Consider the following 21,750-nt stretch of genomic DNA (forward strand, 5'->3'; position numbering starts at 1 on the left):
CCTAGTGTCGCCAAGCTTTGCCTAGATGCTCGGAAAGGCGGCACTGGAATCCCGCAGGGCGGCTGCTGGAAGCAGGATGTTTGATAGGTTTAGCGGGGGAATTTTGGCTGTCGCTGAGAAGTGAAATGTTCCTCGGGCGCTGGAGGGCAGCCGCCTCCGCGCCAAGTCGAAGAGACTTAATATGGTATATGTGAATGAAGAAGATCGGCAGCGGATCTCGGACGGCGAAGAGGCCGTGCGCGCGCTTGCCAAGATGGGGGGCTGGGCCACTCAGCCCTGCGATGGGCTATTCCCGCAGATTCTGAGCCAATATCGTCACAGTGAGCGGGCCGGGCTCGTTCTTGGTCACTGGCGTCGCGAAATTTCGTTGAGCAAATTGATCGAGGCAGTCCGTCAGATACGAACGGACATTCTTATTCTTGAACCAGGGCGCGACACCTCGGGGCGGAAGACATATTATCTTTCGCTGATCCTCGCTCGGGCCGGTGAGGTCCGCCTCCACCGGGGTCTGCGGCTCTGGTCTGCCGACTTCGATTCGCTGCTGTGGGTAGTCGCAGATCCAAGGGATAGAGATCTCGATCCCTGCTTTTTCAGCAGTCGGGCCACCGGCTTTAAGGAGGAAGCTGGAGCGCCTTTTGGTGATCCGGTCTCTGCTGAGACAGGCTTGCGGATCGCCGATCTTCGCTGGGTCGCGGAAATCGGAGGTCACTTCGTATGAGCCACGACGAGAATTTGCAGTGGGAACCATGCCTTCCGGCCGGTTGGCAACCGCTGTTTCGCCAGCTGTTGGCCGATCTGCATTCGGCTGGAATTTCGGTGAGAGTGACCCAAGCCAAAGAGAAGTTCGGGGAGCTGAGGGTCTATATTGATCAGCCTGACCAAGCAGCAGCGCCGCTCATTGCAGCCGCTGAGCAGCGTTCGACCCGCATGTGCCAAGAGTGTGGCGCTGCTGGTGAGCTGATGGTCGGTAATTATCTCTATGCCACACTTTGTGAGAAACATGGGGCCGGTTTCACAAAACCGCTCGGGCGGCCGATGATATCGCTCAATCTCCGGTACCCCAAAGACGATTGAGGACGAGCGCTGCCGACACCAAGCGGCAGCGGTTTCGATCGGTTGAGAAGAGCTCAGGTGACTGAGCAGATGAGATGAAAATCTTGGGGTGATGCGCGTCCAAGCTCAGCGGATCGCGCCCCTAAAAGGAAGATAATAAATATGTTTAGCTCGATGAACGCGCAGCCCGGCTCGGGTGCGCCAACAATCCCGTTCGTCCGTGACGCAGTCCAGCGCGCGATGATCAAGGTCGCTTGGGAAATCGGCGGGCCTATCAGCGTCGATCCGGCCTTCGGGGGTGGAGCGCTCCTGCTTCAGGAAGCCAACCTCTTGATCCTTGGTACGTCGGCATTTCGGCCCCTTGGGGAGCAGCTGTTTGGCCAGATCGGTGACCTCTACGGCATGGACACTCTGCTCGTCCGGTTCGACGCATATCATTGCAGCTTCGATATTCTTTTCCACGGCGAAGGCGAGTGGCTGTCGGATTATCGGCAAAGCCTTTTGGGCGGACAGATTTGGTTTGTTCCCGCGCACGAAGATCAATCCTTTACCGTCAGGGCCGATAGTCAGGGGCTCTTCCTCAACCCCCCAATGCTGCCGAACTCATTCTATCGGCCGAGTGCGGCCGACATTCAGCCGGCAGGGAGGGATGCGGCATGACCCAGAAGAAGTCGAAGTCGGGCCCTGAGGAATTGTCTTGCTTCTATCTCGATTGGCCCGGCCATCCCCAGTTTCGCTACATGCGTTGGTACTGGAAGACCGACGGCGCGCGCATCGGGATCGCCGCCCCGGTGTTGGCGAAGCTCAATCCCTCTGGCCATCAGGCGGCTCGGCATGACCTTCTCCTTCCGAGCAGTGCGCCAGGGGAATATGCGGACCTGAGCTATTTGCTCGAACGCTATGATGCTACCCAGCCCGTGATCGAACGGAATGGTTATGCCCAGTTCAACATCATTCTCGATGCCGACCGCCCTCTCCATGCCGATTGGGAACTGGTCCGCGCCTGGGCACTGAGCTACTTCGTGCGCGAGCTGCAACTTGCCGCTGTCCTCGTCCTGCATGCGCCATTCCTGGCGGGCTCCGCGAATGAACCCCATGTCCATATCCTGGTGCCAGCTCGGCGGCTGACTGCGAATGGGTTTGGGCTGCACGCCCGTGACACTTGCTCGGATGCAGGCGCGGCTGAAGCGCTTGCCAGCTGGTTGGCGTATAACGGGGTGGAAGCCGTATGAAGCTGATTGAACCGCCAACCGGGCGGGCGAACGGATCCCTGCTGCTGCTGCTGGTACGCGAGGTGTCATGAGCCGGTCACATCGGCGGCAAGCGGCGAAGCGTATCAGATTGAAGCACGGGGTGATCCAGCGTCAACTTGATAAACTTGGGTGGTGAAAGGCGCCAAGCTCCCAGTCGGTTACCTTCGCCGCGTTATACGTTTGGACCTGTGGATGTTGCGAGAACACCCGGCCGCCGTCTGCGCCCGGGCGACGCATGACCTGGTAGTTGTCCTCCGCTGTGGCAAACCTGCTTTCGTGGTGGTCCACTTCGCTTATGCGACGGAATTTTTGGATATTCGGCATATCATGAACAAACCTGCCTTGGAGGCGAGCGGCGCTGCTCAACCTGAACGTTGATTAGGGCTAACGGCTTAGCAAGGAATGAAGAATAAGGCCGGACTGTGCTTGCTATCACCCCTTCGGCGCTACCTGCGACTGACACATGGCCGTCAATTTGGAGCAACGTCAATTTATGGCGAGGACGCGCCATGGACGAATTCGCCCGAGCCGAGGCAGCCGTCAGCGAAGCGCTCCTGTTGTTGTCGGAAGTGCGCGGCGACATTTGTGATGGCCGGTTCAGCGACAACTAAGATGGCCGGTAAGATCGGTTGTCTGGCCTGATCGCAGGGAGGGGCGGAGCCCCGACCGGAGAGCAGGCCAGACAACCGATGGCGATCTTTTCTCCCCTGGGCGGGAGTGCGGATCGGGCTGCGGCGAGCGGTGGTATCGGAACACTCATCGAACATTGAAGCGATGGGTTGCGATGCCGGGCCACCACCTTTCCGATCAGCAGGTATTTCTTTTCATGGTTGAACGTCGCCATCACACCCAGTCCGTTGCGGCCGCCAAGGCCGGTATCAGCGAGCGCAGCGCACGCCGGATCGAGAACGATCCGCGCTTGCCCTCCCAGAAGAAGCAGGGGCGTCATTGGCGCACCCGCGCCGATCCTCTTGAGCCTTTTTGGCCGCGGATCGAGGAGTTGCTCAAGATCGACGGCATTCTCGCCGTCACCATCTTCGAGACGCTACAGGACGAGTTTGGCGAGGAGGCTGTTCCCGACAAGATCAGGCGCACGCTCGAGCGTCGGGTTGCCCGCTGGCGGGCGCTGCATGGCGAGGAGAAGGAGATATTCTTCCCGCAGCGCCACGAGATCGGGCGGCAGGGCCTGTCGGATTTCACGGTCTGCGACGACCTGAAGGTCACCATCGCCGGCGAGCCTTTCGCCCACCGGCTCTATCATTTCCGCCTGGCCTGCAGTGGCTGGGAGCATGCCGCTGTCGTCCTGGGGGGCGAGAGCTTCGCTGCCCTGTCCGAGCATCTGCAGGATGCGCTGTGGAAGCTGGGCGGCGTCCCGGCCGAGCACCGCAGCGATTCCCTATCAGCTGCCTACAAGAACCTCGATGCCGATGCGCAGCAGGATTTCACCCGCAGCTACAACGACCTGTGCCGGCATTACGGCATGATCGCGACCCGCAACAACCGCGGCGAGGCCCACGAGAACGGCTCGATCGAAGGCCCTCATGGCCATCTCAAGCGACGCCTCGACCAAGCCCTGCGCCGCCGCGGCAGCCGGGACTTCGACAGCCTCGGTGCCTGGCGCGGCTTTGTAGAAGCCGAAGTCGCCAAGCAGAACCGCCGCAAGGCCAGGCTCGTCGACGAGGAACGCCGCCTGCTGGCGCGCCTGCCATCACACCGCACCACAGACTTTGCCATGATCGCGGTGGATGTCAGCCGTAACGGTACCGTTCCTATCGAGAGGGTCATCTATTCGGTCCCCTCCCGCCTGGTCGGTCGTCGGCTGCACGCCCATCTCTTCGATGACCGCATCGATCTATTCCTCGGCCCCGACAAGGTGATGACCACACCACGGGTCCGTATCCCGCATCCCCAAAGAGGCCACCACATCGATTTTCGCCACATGATCGCCAACCTGCGGCGCAAGCCCGGGGCATTGCGCAACCTGGTATACCGCGACGCCCTGTTCCCCGCCCATGCCTACAGGCGGGCATGGCAAGCCTTCGACGATCAGCTCGATGCCCGCCAAGCCTGCCGCGACACTGTCGCCCTGCTCGATATCGCGGCAAGAGGAGATTGTGTCGATGCGCTGGCTCTGCGCATCGATGCGGCACTCGATGCTGGTCGACTCCCCGATGTCGCCGCGCTCAGGCAGGAGTTTCTTCCGACCGTCCGAGCCAGGCACGAGGTGACGATCCCGCCACCGGATCCGCGCGGATACAACAGCTTGCTTACCAGCATGGAGGTGCGCTGATGACCCGGACCAAGGATCAGGCCGCAGCCGTGCTGCCCACCATGCTCAAGGCCCTGCGCTTGCCCAGCATCAATCGCAACTGGAAGCGACTTACCGATACCGCCGATCATGATGGTTGGCCCGCCGTTCATCTGCTGGCCTCGCTTCTCGAGATCGAGATGGCCGAACGCACTACGCGGCGTATCCAGCGACATCGTGACCAGTCCGGCCTGCCAGCAGGCAAGACCTTCGCCACCTTCGATTTCGACGCTGCACCTGGGGTGCGCAAACCCCATCTGCTCTCGCTCGCAACCGGCGATAGCTGGATCGAAAGTGGCGGCAATCTGCTGTTCTTCGGACAGTCGGGCACCGGCAAGACGCACGCCATCTCGGCGATCAGCCATGCGCTTATCGATACCGGGCGCCGGGTCTTGTTCTGCTCCACCACCGATATGGTCCAGAAGCTTCAGGCCGCGCGCCGCGATCTCAGTCTGCCATCCATGCTCGACAAACTCGACAAATATGATCTCATTGTGCTCGACGATCTGTCCTATGTCCGCAAGGACCAGGTCGAGACCAGCGCCCTGTTCGAGCTCATCGCCCATCGCTACGAGCGCCACTCCATCGCGATAACCGCCAACCAGCCATTTTCCGCTTGGGACAACGTTTTTCCAGATCCCGCCATGACTGTCGCGGCCATCGACCGCCTCGTTCACCACTCGACCATCATCGAGATGAACGGCGAGAGCTACCGAAAACGCTCGGCCGTCAGCCGCATAGAGCCAGCCAATAATCACCCTCCCGTGCCAGTACCGGACCGGCCATCGTAATTGTCGCTGACCTCGCATCCGGGATGCATCTCCAATGAGGCAACCCGCGATCAGGTAATTGTCGCCACCGTCAATTACTCCCGCACCGCCACAGCGGGCTTTACCACCGGCGCCAGCGACAATTATCCAACATCCCTAATTGCCCAAGGCCCGTTGCCACTGCGGAGCTTGCGTGATACCCAAATCCTACCACTCGGTGCGGCCGCTTACCGGCCATCATAATTGACGCCGACCGGCCTCCGTAAATGTCGCCCTACACGGAAGTGCCTGGGCGTGGCGAAGCAGTGAGCCTGCCACATCTTGTTGGCCAGCGCTTCGCGGCGTTGGGCGAATTGGTGAGTGAAAATGGTGCGTTCGCTGTGGAGGGGAAAGGCGTAGCTAAATCACTTGCGGAATGGAGCGCACATCACACCTTCCGATCTTTATTATGCCACGGAATGGCGACGGTGACCGTCGATCATCGTGGCCGATGGCATTTGGTGCTGAAGATGCTCACCTTCAGATCGGGCGAAGCCGTCCGGGAGTCGATGGTCATAGATGAAGAAGAGGCTGCCGAACGGTTAACAGCACTGCATGCCTCACGCCAGCGGCTAGAAGGTAGACTGCGGGGAATGACGGCCGGCATCTGTCGTTAGCTTCGACGCCTGGTCCCGCTCATATTGAACGTAGCAATGCCTGGCAGGCCGTGATCGCGCACGGACGCGGAACTTGTCATCAATGCGGGGTACGTTGAAGGCGAGGCTTTGCCGTCATGCCTCTGCGCCTGCATCGCAGGCGTCGCCAGCTCAAGCTGGATAATGACCATCAAATTTGGAAATCTCGACGATGCTAAGAACAACACGCCGGAGTAACGGCGACGGGGATCAATCTGTCTCATCGAAGCGGGGGCGCAAGCCTTTGCCGATCGTGGAACACCCGGTCCCAAAGTTCACAGATTGGGTGGATCTCCCCTCTTTTCGCGAAGCGCTCGTCCTCCATCTGGGACGCTTTTCCGAGAGCTATTATCAACTCCACCGCTGTATTGTTCGGCCCGGGGAGAAATTTGATCGCGCGACACTGCAATCGTGGGTCGAGGGACGTCGCACACCGCAAAGCGCGACCAGCCTTGAGCTGCTAACGCGAATTGAGCGGCGGTACGATTTACCCCTAGGTTACTTCAAATCGAAGCTGCCGAATCCCGCGCGCGCGGCTTCGGGTCTATCGGTGAAGGGGCTGCCGAGAGCTGAGCAGCGCCGGCTGGCTTGGCACCTGCCCGATGATTTTAACTCAAGGCCGCTCAAGGAGCAGAAGGAGATCCTGGACTGGGTTCAGAACGTCGTGATCTCCGGCGCCACCGAATATCGCCGCTTTCAGGCCCAAGCCATGAAGCTGCGCTACGCGATCCGGTTTCCTTCTCTGACAGGCAAGCAGATGAAAGCGTCGGTTGTGAGCGATGAGCCCTATGATCTCGATGACCAAGCTGATCATATCGGCGTGGTGGATGCGCCGCCTCGTCTGGTGTCGGAATTGACCGAGCTCATCCGCTTCAAGACCGCTACCCTCACCGATATCGGCTTCCAGCGCATTGGGGTTTGGAACGGGGAAACCACGGCTCAGAAGATCGAGCATTTCGGCCTCATGTTCGGCGCTTTGGCGGCCTCGCCGTCGGGGGCCGTTCATGGTCATGGCGTGCCGCTCAAGGACATCTCGTTCGCCATGCTCATCTTTCCGCGCGTTTGGGACTGGTATGTCCAGTGGCGTGAGCGCCGGCGCGGCTTCTTCACTCGCTGGGAATGCGATATGCTGCGCAATGCCATGGCGTTGGTCCGTTCCGAGACTGGTTGGCTGCGTCAGCATCCAGAACTTGCTTCACGTCTTGTCCCCGTCGAAGGCCTTATATCGGCTGAGGAAGTCGCAGCTGTGCGTGCCGATTGGCAGAGCGCTTGCGATTTTCTCCATGCGCATGCTGGCGCACGAGTGAAGGAAGTGGAGCGGGTAGCGCGGATCCATCGTGATCCGTTTGAGCCGATACTGCCGATCTTGGAGGCGTCGAGTCCGGTGGCGGAATATCTGAAGATTGCCGATGAAATTTTGAAGCTTCGCCCAGACGCGCGGCGGTTTCCTCGTGCAGCCGCGGAAGTGGCTCGCTCCTACCTTCTCATTCGCCTGGGCTTACATCTTGGATTGCGACAGAAGAATTTACGGCAACTTATGGTCTGCCCGCGCGGGCATCTGCCGCGTTCAGAACGGCAGCTTGAGGCACAGAAGCGCGGCGAAATTCGCTGGAGCGAGCGCGACCATGGCTGGGAAGTTTTCGTGCCTGCCGTCGCTTTCAAGAACGCCCATTCATCCTTCTTCGCCGGCAAGCCCTTCCGGTTGGTCCTGCCCGATCTCGGCGGCCTCTATGACCATATCAGCGCCTATATCGAGCGGCATCGTCCTACCCTGCTCAACGGTGCGGAGGATCCTGGCACCTTCTTCGTCAAGACGGTGAAGAGGACCAGCCGGGACGCGTCATATAACCAGAATACATTTTATGAGGCGTGGAGGCTCGTGATCCAACGCTATGGCGTCTTTAATCCCTATACTGGGAGAGGCGCGATCAAGGGATTGCTGCCGCACGGGCCGCACAATGTCCGCGACGTTCTGGCCACCCACATCCTCAAACATACCGGCTCCTATGAGCAGGCAAGCTATGCCATCCAAGACACGCCGGAGATGGTAGCCAAGCATTATGGGCGCTTCCTACCGCAGGACAAAGCGGCGATGGCCGCTCAGATTCTGAACCGGGTATGGGAAGCTGCTTGAGATGGAAAAGTGGGGCCGGCTCAGCCGGCCCCAGTAGAAGAACTTGGATAAGCCAAGCCTTCGGGTCGCAACGTGAAACTGCTCGGGATCCTACTGATTCGGATAGGAAGAACGCGACATTCATCACCGACACCCGTGCGGGTCGCAATTCGCCTTCGCCGCGGATCCTGTCGCGCAAACCAACCTTGTCAGAACAGCCGATCGTATAGATAATTGCCTGCGATCAGCGCGGCAGCCCCGACAAGCAGAGCGAATTCTATCCGCACAGGCCAAGGATTGCGCTTGGCTACAAGATCATCATGCCGGTCTTTCCAGCGATATTGCTGCCGCATGGACGGTGCCTCGCCCAAAAAGCGCCCCGCCGACTGTGATAAGCGGGGCCAGTCGAGAATGGAAAAAAGGGCGTCCTCCTGGGACGCCCTTCTTCGTCAGTTCAGCCGACGCTTAGTAGCGCCAGGAGATGCCGAGCGAGAGCTTGTTGTTGTCGACGCGAATGCCGTTCGTGTCGAGATCGCGATTGAGGCCGGCGCTGCCGTAGTCCTCGATCAGATACTCAACCCGGATCGAGGTCTGAGTGCCGATGCGCGTTTCGAGGCCTGCGCCATAAACGAGTGCGTCCTGGGTGTCCTTCGCGGTGAAGGCATCCACGCCGTCGTCATAGCTCAGCTTGAACTTGGTCGACTGCCAGCCGCCCTTGGCATAAAGGCCGGTGCTGTCGGCGAGCATGAAGCCAAGGCGAGCGCTCGCACCGAAGGACTCACGGGCGCGGACCTTGCCGCTGATGCTATCGGTGCCGTCGTCCAGGCTCACCGACGCGCTCGCGCCCGAATAGTTGGCATTCGCCTCAACGCCGAAGAAGACATTGTTCGTCAGGGCATAATCATAGCCGACATAGAGGCCGCCACCGACGCCATTCGCGCTGATGCCGTCCAGGTCGAGGTCAGCAAAGCCGAGGTCGGTGCCTTCGGCCTTTACTTCATATGCATCACGGCTGATTTGCGCGCCGATATACGGGCCAGAAAAGGTTTCTGCGTGAGCGGAAGTGGCACCGGCGACGACGGCCAGCGCAGCGATTGCAAGCTTGTTCAATTGATCCCCCTTGGGTTGTTCGCGAAATCTTATCGTTACGGTCGCGACCCGAGCGGGCATCTAGAAGTCGCTCAAGAACGCGTCAACCCTCTGAATCTTTGCCTGAATGTTGGGAGCCGACGCCCAGCCAATAGGATATGCTGGTATCAATTGCGCGAACGTAGCTGCGCCTGTTCGGCGATGATCTCGTCCATATCAGCCACCGACAACGATGGCCCGATCGACCATAGCGATCCGAAGCGCTTCAATATCGGTCGGGGTGACGATCGACAGGAGCTTGAGAAGAAGGCCGTCTGCGTTTTTCTCAACGAGTAGTTTCGTGCCGGGCGCCAACGCTTTTGATCGCGGATGGACTGGATAAGTCCCTGCGTTTCTTAAGTGCATTTTAACGAGAACGCGCTCTATCCACAGCTCGTCGTCAGCTATACATCGCTAAACACCACAGGGGTTTATGTCGCTAAGCCAATTTTACACTCGCTACCAGCCAGTCCTAGACTTCCTGATAGAAGGGGACCCGGCGAGTTCCAAATCTCTTAAGATTGTCGATGAGCCGGGCGGCCAGGCCGCCGTCGATCGCTTGGCTGCGTCAGAGGATTTTCAAATCTTGGCATCTCAGCTCTTGGCGGCCAACCCGTTCGCTGCGATGGGACGTCTCACCGATGAGGTGCGGCATAGTAACTTCCTCGCCTACCTCCTTACACCTTGGCAAACCCATGGATATGGGACCGATGTGCTGTTTGGCCTTTGTCCGGCGTTTCGAGGCACTGCATCCACCCCTCCGTCTGATCCCAAGGACATCATCGTACTTCGCGAGCACGTCGGTGACGAGTTCGCAGTTGTCTTCGATCAGGCCATAGCGTCGAGAGACCGTCCCGGACGGCCCGATGTCATTGTGTATGACCCCATTCTTCGCCGTCTTGCGATCATCGAACTGAAGATTGGTTCAGCTGAGGGACCGGCTCAGAGGAGGCGCTATCGTCAGTGGGCCACAGAGTTCTTTGCTAAATACTACTCCGAGGGCCCCAGCTGGCAGTGCAACTTCGTCTTCCTTGCGAAGGACGCTGACGCCGCAACGAGGGTGGCGGAGGGGATGATGAGCGCGCGGCCGTTCGAAATTCCTACTGGCGGCGTTTTCCAATCGGACATCCACGAAGATAGCGTGTGGACGATGGCCCATTACGGTCATGTCACGCAGGTTCTCTCCTCCGTCATCGATCGATCCCCTCCGCGGGCTGGGGACCAGCTGGTCAAGGATTACCTTGCCTTCCTCGGCGAGCACGTTTGCCCGTCGCAAGGGCTCTTCAGTCCCATCGTCCAGAAGCTCGTAGCCGAACACCAGACAGCCCTTGACGCCGTGAGGCAGGAGCGTCGGAAACTTCGCCAGGAAGTGATCACGGCGCTTCAGCCGGCGTTTGAGGATCTCGGCCTACAGATTACCGAGATGAACAACGGTCATTTCACTGGCAACCCGTACAATGCAGTATCGCTAAGCTATGTCCGTAGCGACGATGGCGATCTAGTCGGCTGGGGCGCTGATGCAACGGAACTGACGTGGCAATTTTCTGTCTTCGTGAAGGGAAGCGGAACTGCACTCTGTGCCGAACTTGAAAAAGCAGATGTGACCAGGCGCGGGACGTGGTCCGAGCGGTTTAGATACAAGGCGCAGCGAGAATCCGCGGGCAAGCGTGTCTTGACGATCAAACTGCCCATGCCGATCCAGCAAAAGCCTTATCCCCTGACGCGCGCCAACCTCCCGTTCTTGGTCGAACATCTCCGCATGAGACTACGGACAAAGGCAAAGCTGCACATCGATCAGGCCCGCCTCGGATGAGCTGCCTGGTTGGATGTATAAGAAGGAAGCTGCTGATAGTGGCAACTACGGCCGGTCACTTGGCATCGAGCGTTTCCAAATCGCGCATGCTCGCCCTTGAGACCGGCAGCCGAAAGTCCTGGTTGCAAGTCCACGAGCCGGAACGCGCCAGTTTCAGTCGGTCCACCAGCCATATGCTTTTCCCAAAACCTCCGTTGGGGAGTTTCAAGCGCTTATAGGTCTGGAGGACGGATCGTTACATGTTCACGGCACTTGGTTTGGGCGCGTCACTGCGCCGAAGGGGCCAACATTCCAGACGTTATCAGCTCTTGTGGAATGAATGAAAGGGATGGACCCTCGATTTCGGGTTCATGTTAGGGACCTCCCGAGCGTTGATGCAGCAGGGCTACTAAGATGCTTGCGGATCACAACAGCATTGCTTAGTTCTCATTCCGTTTTCAGTAGAATAACCCTGAGTTGAGGTAACATGCAGACGCGTTTGATCCACGTCGTTTCAGACGAAGCAAAGACCGACTGGTCCAAATTGATGCATGATTCATTCGCGGCCTCGCACATGGTAGCTAAAGGTATTGGCTCGCTCGCGAAGGATGCTGGCTGGGACAAAATATCAGAAAGCAAAGTTGGTAAGGCTTTCGGGAATTTCCGGAATGCCTTTGCAGAAGGTCGCAGGGCTCAGGGGGAATTAATCGCTGCTGCCAGTACCACTACTCTGCGATCAGCCAAATCACTTTTCAAAAAGAGTGCGGCAGGATCTGTTGAGATTGAAAATGTGTCGTTGGATTTTGCTGAAAAATACTTTTCAAAGAGTGGCAGAAAGCTTCTGCCAGGATACATATATGCGCAGCATCCATTGAGAGAAGACGATTTTTTTATCGCAGATGCTCTTCATACCGAAATTTTAAAGGAGCAGAGAGCCCAGATAATTAGATATTTTCGAAGCTCGGTTGCTCTAAAATTTATATCAATTGAAATCTATAGTCATAATACCGGGAATTTTTACACTTCGAGTGGCTGGGGCAAAGCTTCAGGATCCGCGTCTCGGGAGTTTGATACTCAAAACAGGCGATGGTTCGCTGCGACATACAATGAACCGGCGCGAGAGCCTTTGGTCGAAAATACAGATCTCTTTTGGATGCCCTATTTCGACGAAATAGCTGCAGCTATAGAGGGCGGAAAATCGGGAACTATTGAGACAATCACTACTATTAACACTTCGTTTGGAATAGCGGCATCAGCAGCTGATGCAGCTAATATCAAATCAGATTGGTTATCACAGCAGAATTTCATTGTTAAAGCAGAGTACGATTGAACCGCATTCTAAAATTTGTGAAAATCGGCTACCGCTAAAAGTGCTCATAGGTGTTTAATCACCGCCTCTCGCGGATCGGACTGACGTGAACGAATCTTGCTCTCCGCCCACAGCTTGCGCTGGTTCACCCGAAAGCTGCCATCCCGTAATCGGCCATATAGCGGCCATGGTGGGTGGGAGGCTCAATGAGCCGTCAGAATTGATAATTGGAAATTAATGGAAATCGTGACTGCGGATTGGCACCATGTCTTCTCGATTGTCTTTGATGTGAAAGGGCGGTGACGCGAGCGTGCGCCCGTCCCGTAGCCTTGGATCGCGTGGATCTGGCCCACCGCCATGGCTCGCGCCGTCACCGCGACCGGGCATAACCGTAAAGTCTTTCTTGCCGATCGACCGCAGCATGTCATCATGATCGATGATCCGATCGCAGATGACATGGATGACCTCGCCTTCCTTCTGTAGCCGCCCCCGTATAGCGATCATGGATGCGGACATCACTTGCCGGCGATAAATCTCGAACTTGTTCGGCCAGAGGATGCCGTTGGCAACGCCGGTCTCGTCTTCGATGGTCACGAACAGCACGCCCTTGGCTGACCCGGGCCGCTGCCGCACGAGGATGACGCCAGCTACCTCGACATTGCGCCCGTCCCGGATGGCGCGAAGGTCGGCGCAGCGCACGACCTGCATCCGGTCGAGCTGCGGGCGTAGGAAGCTCAGCGGATGATCGCGCAGCGACAGCTGGAGCGAGCGATAGTCCTCCACCACTTCGCGCCCTTGCGTCATCGGCTGTAGCGTGACGGGCGCCTCTAGACCTTCGGGCGAGAATTTCCCCTCCCGCTCGTCGGCGGCGGCAAATAATGGCAGCGGCGCTTCGCCCAGACCCTTGACCTTCCATAGCCCCTGCCGCCGGTCCTGTGCGATGCAGGAAAAAGCGTCCGCCTCCGCCAGCCGCTCAATCGCGGCGCGCGGCACGCCGGCGCGGCGCCAGACCTCCTCAACGCTCCCGAACGGCGCCGGACCGCGCGCGCCGACGATCGCCGCGCCATGGAGATTGGCAAGCCCGCGCACCTGCCGAAAGCCTAGGCGCACCGCTTTGTAGCGGCCTCGCGCCGGTTCCAGCGTGCAGTCCCAATGGCTGTGGTTGATCGACACTGGCCGCACCTCGACGCCATGTTGCCGGGCATCCCGCACGATCTGCGCCGGGGCATAGAAGCCCATGGGTTGGGCATTCAGCAGCGCCGCGCAGAAGACGTCAGGATGATGATGCTTCATCCAGCAGGACGCATAGGCGATCTTGGCGAAGCTTGCCGCATGGCTTTCGGGAAAGCCGTAGCTGCCGAATCCCTCGATCTGCTTGAAGGTGCGCTCGGCAAAGTCCTTTGGGTAGCCGCGTGATACCATGCCGTTCACCAGCTTGTCGTAAAAATGGCTGACCCCGCCCGTCAGCTTGAACGTCGCCATGGCGCGGCGCAGCTGGTCGGCCTCGGCGGGGGTGAACCCCGCGCCGACAATCGCCACCTTCATCGCCTGCTCCTGGAAGAGCGGCACGCCCAACGTCTTCTTGAGCACGGCCTTCAGCTCCTCCTTGGGATATTCGGGCTGCTCCTTGCCCTCGCGGCGGCGGAGATAAGGGTGGACCATGTCCCCCTGGATCGGACCCGGACGGACGATCGCGACTTCGATGACGAGATCGTAGAACTCCATCGGCTTGATCCGCGGCAGCATCGACATCTGGGCGGTCACTTGTGCCGAGGCCCGCCTCCAGCGTCTGTGCCCGAAGTTCCTCAATCCGCGGCGCGACGAGCATCATCGCCTCGATACCAAGCCCAGGGTCGATTCGCTCGATCCGCATGCCGAGCATGCGCTTTAAATGCCGGGCATCGCGTGTGGCGCGGGCGGTGCCAATCGCGACATGCTGCTCGGTACCATCGACAATCGCGCAGGTGAGATGGGCAGCGCGCAGGCCCATGCCGCGCTCCTGCAGCAGGACCACCAGATCGTTGACCAGATCACCGATGACCTGCGTGATGGCCTCGGCGGTGCCGATGGGTTCGAGCAGCCGCCGCTCCGCACGCGGCGCTTCGAACGGTACGACGGGAACGATCGGCTCGGCGACCAGTCCACGCGCTTGGTCCAGTCGACGGACGGTCGCCAGGCCCATGCGACGGGCCAGGGGGCCGCGCGGCATGGGATAAAGATCGGCGATCCGTTCAAGGCCGAAGCGCGCCGCCGACAGCAGCGCCTCGGGTTCCAGCCGCAATGCCGCTAGCGGCAGATCGGCGATCGCCTGGGTCTCTGTGCCGGGCGGTAGCAGGGTGATGGCCTTGCCGCCATAGCGCGCCAGCGCATGGGCGGCGCCAGGCGTACCGGCGATGGCGATGCTGCCGGTAAAGCCCAGCCGCTCCAGAAAACGTAGCAGCCGTCGGCAGAAGCGCGCCTCGCCTCCGAAGAGGTGGGTGGTGCCGGTGAGATCCAGCCACATTCCGTCGTTGCCTGACGGGCAGGCTGTCGGCGTCCAATGACCGACCGCGTGGAGGGCCAGGCGCTCGAGCCAGGTCCGATCGGCCTCGGGATCGGCGTCACGCACATCGAGGTCGGTCACCAGCGCGCGGGCGTGCGCGGCCGCCATGCCGGGACGCAGGCCAAGCTTAAGTGCCACCGGGCAGGCGGCGGTCACCACCTCACGCTGCCCTGTCCGCGCGATCAGAATTGTCGGCTGCCCCCATAGGGTCGTCCATGTGACAGCGGGGGCAGACCGGGTGCTGGTGCCGCCTTCATCAGCTGGCATAGCTTTGAAAGGATGCTCCGCCGACTCGCTGCGGCGGCCCATTTCGCGCATGGTGGGGCGCTGGTGCGCGGGCAATGCGTCGATTACGCTCTGGCTTGGACGCTTCGCATCATCACGCGCCCAGCGTGCGCCGGGCCGCCAGTGACCGCCGCGCGGCACTGAACAGGCGCCTGGATTGTCATCGACCGGCTCGGCCAAACGGGCGCGGATCGACAGGCCAGCGGGCTCAGGCCGCTTGGCTGGCCGCTCCAGCTGCCGCAGACGCTCTATGGGAAGCTGCGGCAGGTAGAGCGAGGCGACCCTGATCATCGCACGCGTCCAGTTCGAGGGAGAAGGGATTGCCGTTTCGCTGACGGACGAGCTCGACCGACCAACGCGCGTGCCCGACCCCGGGATGGGGAAGACGCGCGGAGGGCACGCAGCCGATGCGCCAGCGGGTCATTGCAGAGGAAAGCCCGCTTAACGGGCAGCGATCGCGGACACGATGGCGGCGGTAGAGCAGAACCGGGGTCTTGCCGTCAGAGGCGGCAAGCTGCAGCCGACGGGTCGCGGTCTGATCAGCTGATTTGACCTCCGCAATGACGCAGGCAAGCGAGCCGTCGCGCACGGCATCCTCGGTCATGGCGAGGACGGCGCTGTCGCTCGTGCCCTGCGCATAGAGAACCCGCTCGGGTCTTAGCCCTATCTGCTCCAGCCCCGGCGCATAGAGGTCGAACTTTGTGAGCGCCCAAAATACGGTAAATCCGGCCTGTGCTGCAAAGCGGGCGGCAATGCCGGCCGCGAACAGCGTCGCGGCAGCGTCATCGCTGAGGCTCGCAGACGCGGCGGCAATCTCATGCAAGGCCGCGCCGTCCAACCCACGATCGGCTAGGCGCTGGTCGATCGCGTCGATGCCGAAGGGCAGGGCAGGCCCCCGCGCGGCGCGCGCCTGCGTGAGTTCCGCCAGTAGGGCGGCAAGAGGAGTGGTGGCGCGGGGCCGGTCAGATGTGGAAGCGGGGCAAATCATGGGAACATATCGACTCAGATGTTCCCTTTATGTTCCGTTCGGCCGGGCGATTCGTCAAGCGGGATGAATCGCCATTTTTCCTCCGCCCGTCTTCAGATGGATCAGTCTGCAAGCATTTGCAGAGTCGCCGGGTCGCGCTCTCCGTTGAACCATCGGTCCAATGCGCCCGCGAACAACGGACATGGCTCCGCCGCCTCGAACAGGGTTAGCGATGAGCGCAGCTTAATGGCGTCCACGCTACCGAACACGGCGACGGGGTCATCAGTGGCCAGTTGCTGTAGCGCTTCAACACATTCGCGATAGCGCGGGCCAAGCAGGTCGTGATCAAGAAAGGCGCGGGCTTCGTCGATCGACGCGATGCCATAATAATGGGCGGTCGGACTTTGCCCCAGGCCGCGCAGCTGCGGGAAAATGTACCACATCCAGTGCGAGCGCTTGGCGCCAGCCCGGATCTCCGCCAATGCGGTGGCGTAGCTATTTTCCTGCGCCTCGACGAAGCGGGCGAGGGTGGCATCGGTAGTCATCAGAGCAGCGCTCCCTGCGCTGGCGGCGAGCCGTAGACTTGGGTGACGGGCAAACTTCCTTGCGGCAGCCAGCGCAGCACTTGCCCAGCGGGCACGGTCGGATCGAGCCAGTCGGCCCATTGCTCGCGGGTGAGGGGGATGATCTGCCTATGATGGTAGGGAGCCACGTCCGGTCCCGCGTCCATAGTGAGCATGGTGAAGGCTTCGCCCAGCGGGCTCTCACGCCATATGCCTGCGATGCAGAACAAGCGATGATCGGCCATGGTGAAAAGCCATTTGTCGAGCCGCTTCTGCTTGGGATCGGCGGGATCTGTAAATTCGTAGAAGCCGTCCGCCAGGATGAGGCAGCGATGAGAGGTGAACTCGCGCCCCTCGGAGCGGAAATTATAGACGGGTTTGCCCTTCGTGCCCGGCCAGCTCCATCGTCGGTTGACCAGCTCCCCTGTACCCCGTTCGCCCTCTACCGATCGGACGATCGGCGCCATGTCGGTCATCTTGATGTCCTCACGCGCGGGCACGTTGGGCTTGCCCTCGGGCATCTTGATCTTGATTTTGAGATCCTCGAAATCCTCGGCGATCGAGGCGATGTCGACCTCCAGCCTATAATCGTTGCACATCTCTCCTCCTTCTTGGCGGCGCTTGCTCCCGGTCGTGCGGCAAACCGGGTTGATTGAAGGCTTGGCGCACGCTGGGCGTGAACGCGGGACAAGTCCGACCGGTTCATCGCCGTTTCCTGCCAAAGCTGCTGCGAAAGGGTTGCCAACAACGCAGCCATATGGGGGAATGCGCTACGGGGGATCGTTGATCAGCCCCGAACCTCGCAGCCGGTCACTCTACCGGCTGTGCCATCAACTCCCTTCGCCGGACAGCTTGATCCTGGTTCTCCGGTATATTGGGCTGATGGCTCGCTGGTCGGCCTCATTTCTGCTCCGGCGTTTTGCCTCATCTAGGGACGGGGCTGGCGGCGTTGAAGGTTGAAAATTTTCACAGCATGATGTATATGTTTATGCATATACACATGAACAAGAAGGGCGATCATGCCGCATCCGCAGTCATATTCAGAGCCTCGTGAAGCCAAGCTCTTCCGTAACAACAAGAGCCAAGCCGTCCGCATTCCCGCAGACTTCGAGATGCCGGGGGATCGGGTGAACATCTATCGTGATGGGAATCGGCTTATTATCGAGCCGGTGCGCCGCAAGAACCTGCTTGAAGTGCTGGCCGGACTAGACCCGCTCGGGCCAGAGGATCAGTTTCCTGATGTGCACGAGACGCTTCTCCCGGCCAAGGAAATCGACCTTTGACCCTCTACATGCTCGACACCAATATCGTCTCCGATCTGCTGCGACATCCTGACGGCAGCGCGGCAAAGCGCATTGCCGAGGTCGGCCCGGACGCGATTTGCGTGAGCATCATCACAGCCGCAGAGCTGCGATATGGGTGCGCCAGGAAAGGGTCTGCGAAACTCTTGGCGCATGTCGAAGCGATATTGGAAAGTGTGCAGGTTCTGGCGCTCGATGTGCCTGCTGACGCGGAGTATGGCGGCATTCGCGCCGAGCATGAGGCCGCGGGCAAGCCCATTGGTCCGAACGATCTGTTTATCGCAGCTCATGCCTACGCCGCAGGCGCAATCCTCGTGACTAACAACACGGGCGAGTTTTCCCGCATTCGCGGCCTGCAGGTTGAAAACTGGATCAGGTAGTTGATGAGTAAGCGTCCGCCTTCGGGCGTGTTGCGGCATTTCGGCTAGGCGCTGATGGACCTCCGCTACGGAGCCTCTTTCTGGACCCCAATGGAGGCCAAGTGAAGGATCGGGTGGAGATCATCGCGCGAACCGAGCGACGCAGGAAGTTTTTGGATGTCGAGAAGGCGGCGATCCTCGCTGAGGCTGATGAAGGCGGCGTATTGGTCCGTTGATGAAGAACCGGGGATTTGACCCATCAACCCAATTCGCCGGATAACCTTGATCCTGCCAATTGTTCTCTGTATGTTCCTGTCATGGACTCGAAAGCAACGCCCTTCGACTCCGAGGCACTCGGAAGTCGCCGTGCCATCATCCGGCGTAACCCGGATGACGTGCATGAAGTTGAGATGATTGAGGCGGCCTGGGGCTCCAACCCGCGCTTTAGCGATGGCGTGTGCTACGAGTTCATCCGATCCGAAGGGCGATCATTCCCGAGCAATCGCTGCTTGGTGCCGGCGTCTGAATTTCACATCCGCAATGGCGAGAAGAAATTCCGGGTGACCATGGAGGACGGCAATTTCTTCTATCTCGCCGCCATTTGGGAGCCTGCCATTGGCGACTGGCCGGTCAGCTACCGGATCATCACCGTTGACGCGAACCCAGAGGTGATGCGCTATCAGGAGCGCCATGGCGCCATAATCCAGCGCCGGCAGGTCATGCAGTGGCTGGATTGCCAGGTGCCCGAAACGGATCTGCTGGTCACCCCGCCTGCGCATCTGTTTTTGGTCGAGGAGATCCTGACCAAGCCGGTGCAGACCAGCCTGGCGTTTTGAGCAGAAGCGGGGCGGTGAATATGTTCGCGCATCCATCCGCCAGTCAGGCCGATCTGTTTGGACAGCCGCTTCTGCCGGGGCTGCGACAGGGGCATGAGTTCATCACAGCGGAAGAGGAGAGGGCGTTGATCGCCCGGATCGATGCTAGCGATCTTACGCCCTTTCGCTTCCAGCAGTGGATGGGGAAGCGTCTGACCCGGAGCTACGGCTGGAGCTATGATTTCCAGACAGGTGCTTTCACGCCAACCGAACCGATGCCGGATTGGCTGCTGCCTTTGAAGGCAATGGCGGCGTCCTTTGCTGGTCTTCGGGCTGAGGATCTCGTCCAGGCTTTGTTGATCCGCTATGATCCAGGCGCCGGCATCGGATGGCATCGCGACCGTCCTGTTTTCGAGCATGTCATCGGGATATCGCTGGGCGAACCTGCCGCGATGCGGTTTCGGCGTCGGATAGGAACGAGGTTTGAGCGACGGAACGCGCCACTGGCGTCGCGCTCGATTTATCATCTGAGTGGCCAGGCACGGCATGCATGGGAGCACAGCATCGCGGAAATGGAAGGGACGCGGTGGTCGATCACTTTTCGCAGTCTCGCCTAGCGACCAACGTTCGATCAAACGCGGATAGGGTTCGGGACGGGAGCAAGCATATGAACCCAACTGATCCGAAGCTTTATGAGCGTAATGGGGAAGAACCAGGAAAGAAATAACTTGTGCGAACCAAAACCGTAACCGACGATGATCTTATGACTCAGGTGCTCCGTACTATTGGCTTTAAGACGAAGCGCGAGGCGGTGGAAGCGGGGTTAAGGTTGCTCCTCTCGCTCCATTCGCAGGCCAAGCTTTGTAGCGCTCGCGGCAAGCTCGCCTGGGGAGGAGATCTCGATACGATGCGGAATGACCGATGATCCTCACTGATTCGAAGGTTTAAATCGACTCGCTAAGTGTTTTTCACATGAACGATGACATAGGTGACAATCGGCCGAAACTGGGGCACATCTGGCTGCGGGCGAAGTTTGCGCCGCAGAGTCCGCCGCCCTATACCGAAAGCTACCTCGTCTCGGGTGCGCGGCGCACCGACGTGATCGCTGATCGCACGGTCGAGTTCTACCCGCGCTCCTATGCGACCGATGACGACATCATCGCCAACCTGCGCTTTGCCCTACGCTATGAACCCCTGGATCTGGCCGTGCTGGCCGCGACCTTCGTTGCTATCGACGCCGAGGTCATCGCGGCATGGGTCCGCACTGAGCCGAGCGGCAGCTACGCGCGGCGCGCCTGGTTCTTCTATGAGTATCTGACTGGCGAACTTCTCGATGTTCCCGATGCCGCGGCGGGCAATTATGTCGAGGCGCTCGATCCGCAGAAGCATATCGTCGGGGCAAGGCGGAACTCGTCGCGGCACCGCGTTATCGATAACTTGCTCGGGACGCCGGACCTGTGCCCCACGGTGCGCCGCACGGCGAAGCTGGAAGGGCAGATCGGCCTCTATATCGATGCCGAAGCACGTGCGATCATCGAACGCTATGACCCGGCCGTGCTTGCCCGGGCGGTGCGGCATATCTTCACCAAGGAGACGCGCGCGTCCTTTGCGATCGAGGGGGAGGCGCCCAGCCCGGATCGGACCGAGCGGTTCGTCGCTGCGCTGCGCTCCGCCTCCGGCTTTGACATGGGCGACAAGGAAGCGATCGTTCGGCTGCAAAATGCGATCGTCGATCGCCGCTATGTCGCGACCGACTGGCGCAGCTTTCAGAATTTCGTCGGCGAGACGACCGTTGATCTCCGCGAGGAGGTGCATTTCATCTGCCCCCGACCTGAAGACGTTCCCTCGCTGATGACGGGCTGGATGACGCTGATGGCGCGGATGCTCGCTGACGACATCGAGCCTGTCGTGGCAGCGGCAGTCGCGGCCTTCGCCTTTGTCTTCATTCACCCGTTCGAGGACGGCAACGGTCGCATCCACCGCTTCATCGTTCATCATGTGCTGAGCAAGACAGGTTTCAGCCCAGACAGCATGATCTTTCCTGTGTCGGCCGCCATCGTCCGCGATCGGCGCAGCTATGACGCGGTGCTGGAGGGCTTCTCAAGGCCCCTGCTCAGCGCGATCGAATGGGGCTGGACCAGCGAGCGCGAGATCGCGGTCCGCAGCGACAGCGCGCTGTTCTATCGCTTCTTCGACGCCACCTCTGTCGCCGAATATCTCTATGACCGCGTGGTCGATACCGTCCGTACGGATCTGCGCGAAGAACTAAGCTTCCTGGCGATGTTTGACCGCGCGATGGAAGGGGTCCGCACAATCGTCGATATGCCGGACCGCCGCGCCGCGTTGCTGATCCGCCTGATGCTTCAGAACGGCGGACGTCTTTCCAATAGCAAGCGCGGTCAGTTCGACGAACTGACCGATGCCGAGATCGCCGAGATGGAGCAGGCGGTGCAGTGGGCGCTGGCCGAAGCGGGGGATATACCTCGTGCGGTAAACGCCTCCTGAGAGTATGTGATTA

At 59.9% G+C, this 21,750-nt stretch carries 23 protein-coding genes and 2 pseudogenes; 18 read left to right on the forward strand and 7 right to left on the reverse strand.

The window, feature by feature from the left end; translation table 11 throughout:
- Positions 1–181: 181 nt before the first annotated feature.
- From NUH86_RS15470 to NUH86_RS15505, 8 genes are all read left to right on the forward strand, one after another.
- Complete coding sequence (locus tag NUH86_RS15470) at positions 182–718, forward strand: hypothetical protein (RefSeq protein WP_267250313.1); 537 nt, start codon at positions 182–184, stop codon at positions 716–718.
- Positions 715–1,074, forward strand: coding sequence for a hypothetical protein (locus NUH86_RS15475; RefSeq protein WP_267250314.1), 360 nt, complete (start codon positions 715–717; stop codon positions 1,072–1,074). Before NUH86_RS15470 ends, NUH86_RS15475 begins: the two co-directional genes overlap by 4 nt.
- A gap of 141 nt (positions 1,075–1,215) precedes the next feature.
- A complete protein-coding gene (locus tag NUH86_RS15480) occupies positions 1,216–1,713 on the forward strand; it encodes a hypothetical protein (RefSeq protein WP_267250315.1) in 498 nt (165 codons plus the stop codon).
- Positions 1,710–2,285 (forward strand): hypothetical protein, encoded by a 576-nt coding sequence (locus tag NUH86_RS15485; protein ID WP_267250316.1) that lies wholly within the window; start codon positions 1,710–1,712, stop codon positions 2,283–2,285. The genes NUH86_RS15480 and NUH86_RS15485 overlap by 4 nt, the downstream gene beginning before the upstream one ends.
- Positions 2,286–3,090: 805 nt before the next feature.
- On the forward strand, positions 3,091–4,596 hold the full coding sequence (gene istA / locus NUH86_RS15490; RefSeq protein WP_100237200.1) for an IS21 family transposase: 1,506 nt from the start codon (positions 3,091–3,093) through the stop codon (positions 4,594–4,596).
- A complete protein-coding gene (istB, locus tag NUH86_RS15495) occupies positions 4,596–5,405 on the forward strand; it encodes an IS21-like element helper ATPase IstB (RefSeq protein ID WP_100237201.1) in 810 nt (269 codons plus the stop codon). Before istA ends, istB begins: the two co-directional genes overlap by 1 nt.
- A gap of 284 nt (positions 5,406–5,689) precedes the next feature.
- Positions 5,690–6,040 carry a hypothetical protein gene (locus NUH86_RS15500; RefSeq protein ID WP_267250317.1) on the forward strand — a complete coding sequence of 117 codons (351 nt, stop codon included), beginning with the start codon at positions 5,690–5,692 and terminating at the stop codon, positions 6,038–6,040.
- Between the two features lie 271 nt (positions 6,041–6,311).
- Entirely contained in the window at positions 6,312–8,192 is a 1,881-nt protein-coding gene (locus NUH86_RS15505) for a hypothetical protein (protein ID WP_267252162.1), read from the forward strand.
- Positions 8,193–8,380: 188 nt separating this feature from the next.
- Here NUH86_RS15505 and NUH86_RS15510 read toward each other — a convergent pair whose 3' ends face one another.
- Both NUH86_RS15510 and NUH86_RS15515 read right to left on the reverse strand, forming a co-directional pair.
- Positions 8,381–8,524: a hypothetical protein gene (locus tag NUH86_RS15510; protein ID WP_267250318.1), complete on the reverse strand. Its 144-nt coding sequence runs from the start codon at positions 8,522–8,524 to the stop codon at positions 8,381–8,383.
- A 112-nt stretch (positions 8,525–8,636) separates the two neighbouring features.
- The gene (locus NUH86_RS15515) at positions 8,637–9,281 is read right to left on the reverse strand and encodes an outer membrane protein (RefSeq protein WP_267250319.1); all 645 of its coding nucleotides are present in this window, start codon (positions 9,279–9,281) and stop codon (positions 8,637–8,639) included.
- 150 nt (positions 9,282–9,431) lie between these two features.
- Between NUH86_RS15515 and NUH86_RS15520 the strand changes: the two genes are divergently transcribed.
- The 3 genes from NUH86_RS15520 to NUH86_RS15530 all read left to right on the forward strand — a co-directional run bounded on the left by NUH86_RS15520 (position 9,432) and on the right by NUH86_RS15530 (position 12,421).
- Entirely contained in the window at positions 9,432–9,596 is a 165-nt protein-coding gene (locus NUH86_RS15520; RefSeq protein WP_267250320.1) for a hypothetical protein, read from the forward strand.
- A 136-nt stretch (positions 9,597–9,732) separates the two neighbouring features.
- Positions 9,733–11,112 carry a PD-(D/E)XK nuclease family protein gene (locus NUH86_RS15525; RefSeq protein ID WP_267250321.1) on the forward strand — a complete coding sequence of 460 codons (1,380 nt, stop codon included), beginning with the start codon at positions 9,733–9,735 and terminating at the stop codon, positions 11,110–11,112.
- A gap of 466 nt (positions 11,113–11,578) precedes the next feature.
- On the forward strand, positions 11,579–12,421 hold the full coding sequence (locus NUH86_RS15530) for a hypothetical protein (RefSeq protein WP_267250322.1): 843 nt from the start codon (positions 11,579–11,581) through the stop codon (positions 12,419–12,421).
- 213 nt (positions 12,422–12,634) lie between these two features.
- Here the strand turns inward: NUH86_RS15530 and NUH86_RS15535 are convergent.
- Positions 12,635–14,158: pseudogene (locus NUH86_RS15535) on the reverse strand (OB-fold nucleic acid binding domain-containing protein); the annotation flags it as partial.
- A gap of 133 nt (positions 14,159–14,291) precedes the next feature.
- Between NUH86_RS15535 and NUH86_RS15540 the strand changes: the two are divergent.
- The gene (locus tag NUH86_RS15540; protein WP_267252202.1) at positions 14,292–14,690 is read left to right on the forward strand and encodes a hypothetical protein; all 399 of its coding nucleotides are present in this window, start codon (positions 14,292–14,294) and stop codon (positions 14,688–14,690) included.
- 138 nt (positions 14,691–14,828) lie between these two features.
- On the opposite strand, the pseudogene NUH86_RS24755 reads toward NUH86_RS15540, so the two are convergent.
- The 4 genes and pseudogenes from NUH86_RS24755 to NUH86_RS15560 form a co-directional block, all read right to left on the reverse strand.
- Positions 14,829–15,518, reverse strand: a pseudogene (locus tag NUH86_RS24755) (DNA polymerase Y family protein); the annotation flags it as partial.
- Complete coding sequence (locus NUH86_RS15550) at positions 15,436–16,215, reverse strand: ImuA family protein (protein ID WP_267250323.1); 780 nt, start codon at positions 16,213–16,215, stop codon at positions 15,436–15,438. The gene NUH86_RS15550 and the pseudogene NUH86_RS24755, both read right to left, overlap by 83 nt.
- A gap of 101 nt (positions 16,216–16,316) precedes the next feature.
- Entirely contained in the window at positions 16,317–16,739 is a 423-nt protein-coding gene (locus tag NUH86_RS15555) for a DUF1810 domain-containing protein (protein ID WP_267250324.1), read from the reverse strand.
- Complete coding sequence (locus NUH86_RS15560) at positions 16,739–17,356, reverse strand: SOS response-associated peptidase (protein ID WP_267250325.1); 618 nt, start codon at positions 17,354–17,356, stop codon at positions 16,739–16,741. Before NUH86_RS15560 ends, NUH86_RS15555 begins: the two co-directional genes overlap by 1 nt.
- A 420-nt stretch (positions 17,357–17,776) precedes the next feature.
- Between NUH86_RS15560 and NUH86_RS15565 the strand changes: the two genes are divergently transcribed.
- The 6 genes from NUH86_RS15565 to NUH86_RS15590 all read left to right on the forward strand — a co-directional run bounded on the left by NUH86_RS15565 (position 17,777) and on the right by NUH86_RS15590 (position 21,737).
- A complete protein-coding gene (locus NUH86_RS15565; RefSeq protein ID WP_267250326.1) occupies positions 17,777–18,040 on the forward strand; it encodes an antitoxin in 264 nt (87 codons plus the stop codon).
- A gap of 8 nt (positions 18,041–18,048) precedes the next feature.
- Positions 18,049–18,438 carry a type II toxin-antitoxin system VapC family toxin gene (locus tag NUH86_RS15570; protein ID WP_267252163.1) on the forward strand — a complete coding sequence of 130 codons (390 nt, stop codon included), beginning with the start codon at positions 18,049–18,051 and terminating at the stop codon, positions 18,436–18,438.
- A gap of 230 nt (positions 18,439–18,668) precedes the next feature.
- Positions 18,669–19,253 carry an SOS response-associated peptidase family protein gene (locus NUH86_RS15575; RefSeq protein ID WP_267250327.1) on the forward strand — a complete coding sequence of 195 codons (585 nt, stop codon included), beginning with the start codon at positions 18,669–18,671 and terminating at the stop codon, positions 19,251–19,253.
- A 125-nt stretch (positions 19,254–19,378) separates the two neighbouring features.
- The gene (locus NUH86_RS15580; RefSeq protein ID WP_323748992.1) at positions 19,379–19,849 is read left to right on the forward strand and encodes an alpha-ketoglutarate-dependent dioxygenase AlkB; all 471 of its coding nucleotides are present in this window, start codon (positions 19,379–19,381) and stop codon (positions 19,847–19,849) included.
- A gap of 146 nt (positions 19,850–19,995) precedes the next feature.
- On the forward strand, positions 19,996–20,157 hold the full coding sequence (locus tag NUH86_RS15585) for a type II toxin-antitoxin system VapB family antitoxin (RefSeq protein ID WP_323749024.1): 162 nt from the start codon (positions 19,996–19,998) through the stop codon (positions 20,155–20,157).
- 47 nt (positions 20,158–20,204) lie between these two features.
- The gene (locus tag NUH86_RS15590; protein ID WP_267250329.1) at positions 20,205–21,737 is read left to right on the forward strand and encodes a Fic family protein; all 1,533 of its coding nucleotides are present in this window, start codon (positions 20,205–20,207) and stop codon (positions 21,735–21,737) included.
- The last annotated feature ends 13 nt before the right edge of the window (positions 21,738–21,750 follow it).

Source organism: Sphingobium sp. JS3065 (genome assembly GCF_026427355.1).
GTDB lineage: Bacteria > Pseudomonadota > Alphaproteobacteria > Sphingomonadales > Sphingomonadaceae > Sphingobium.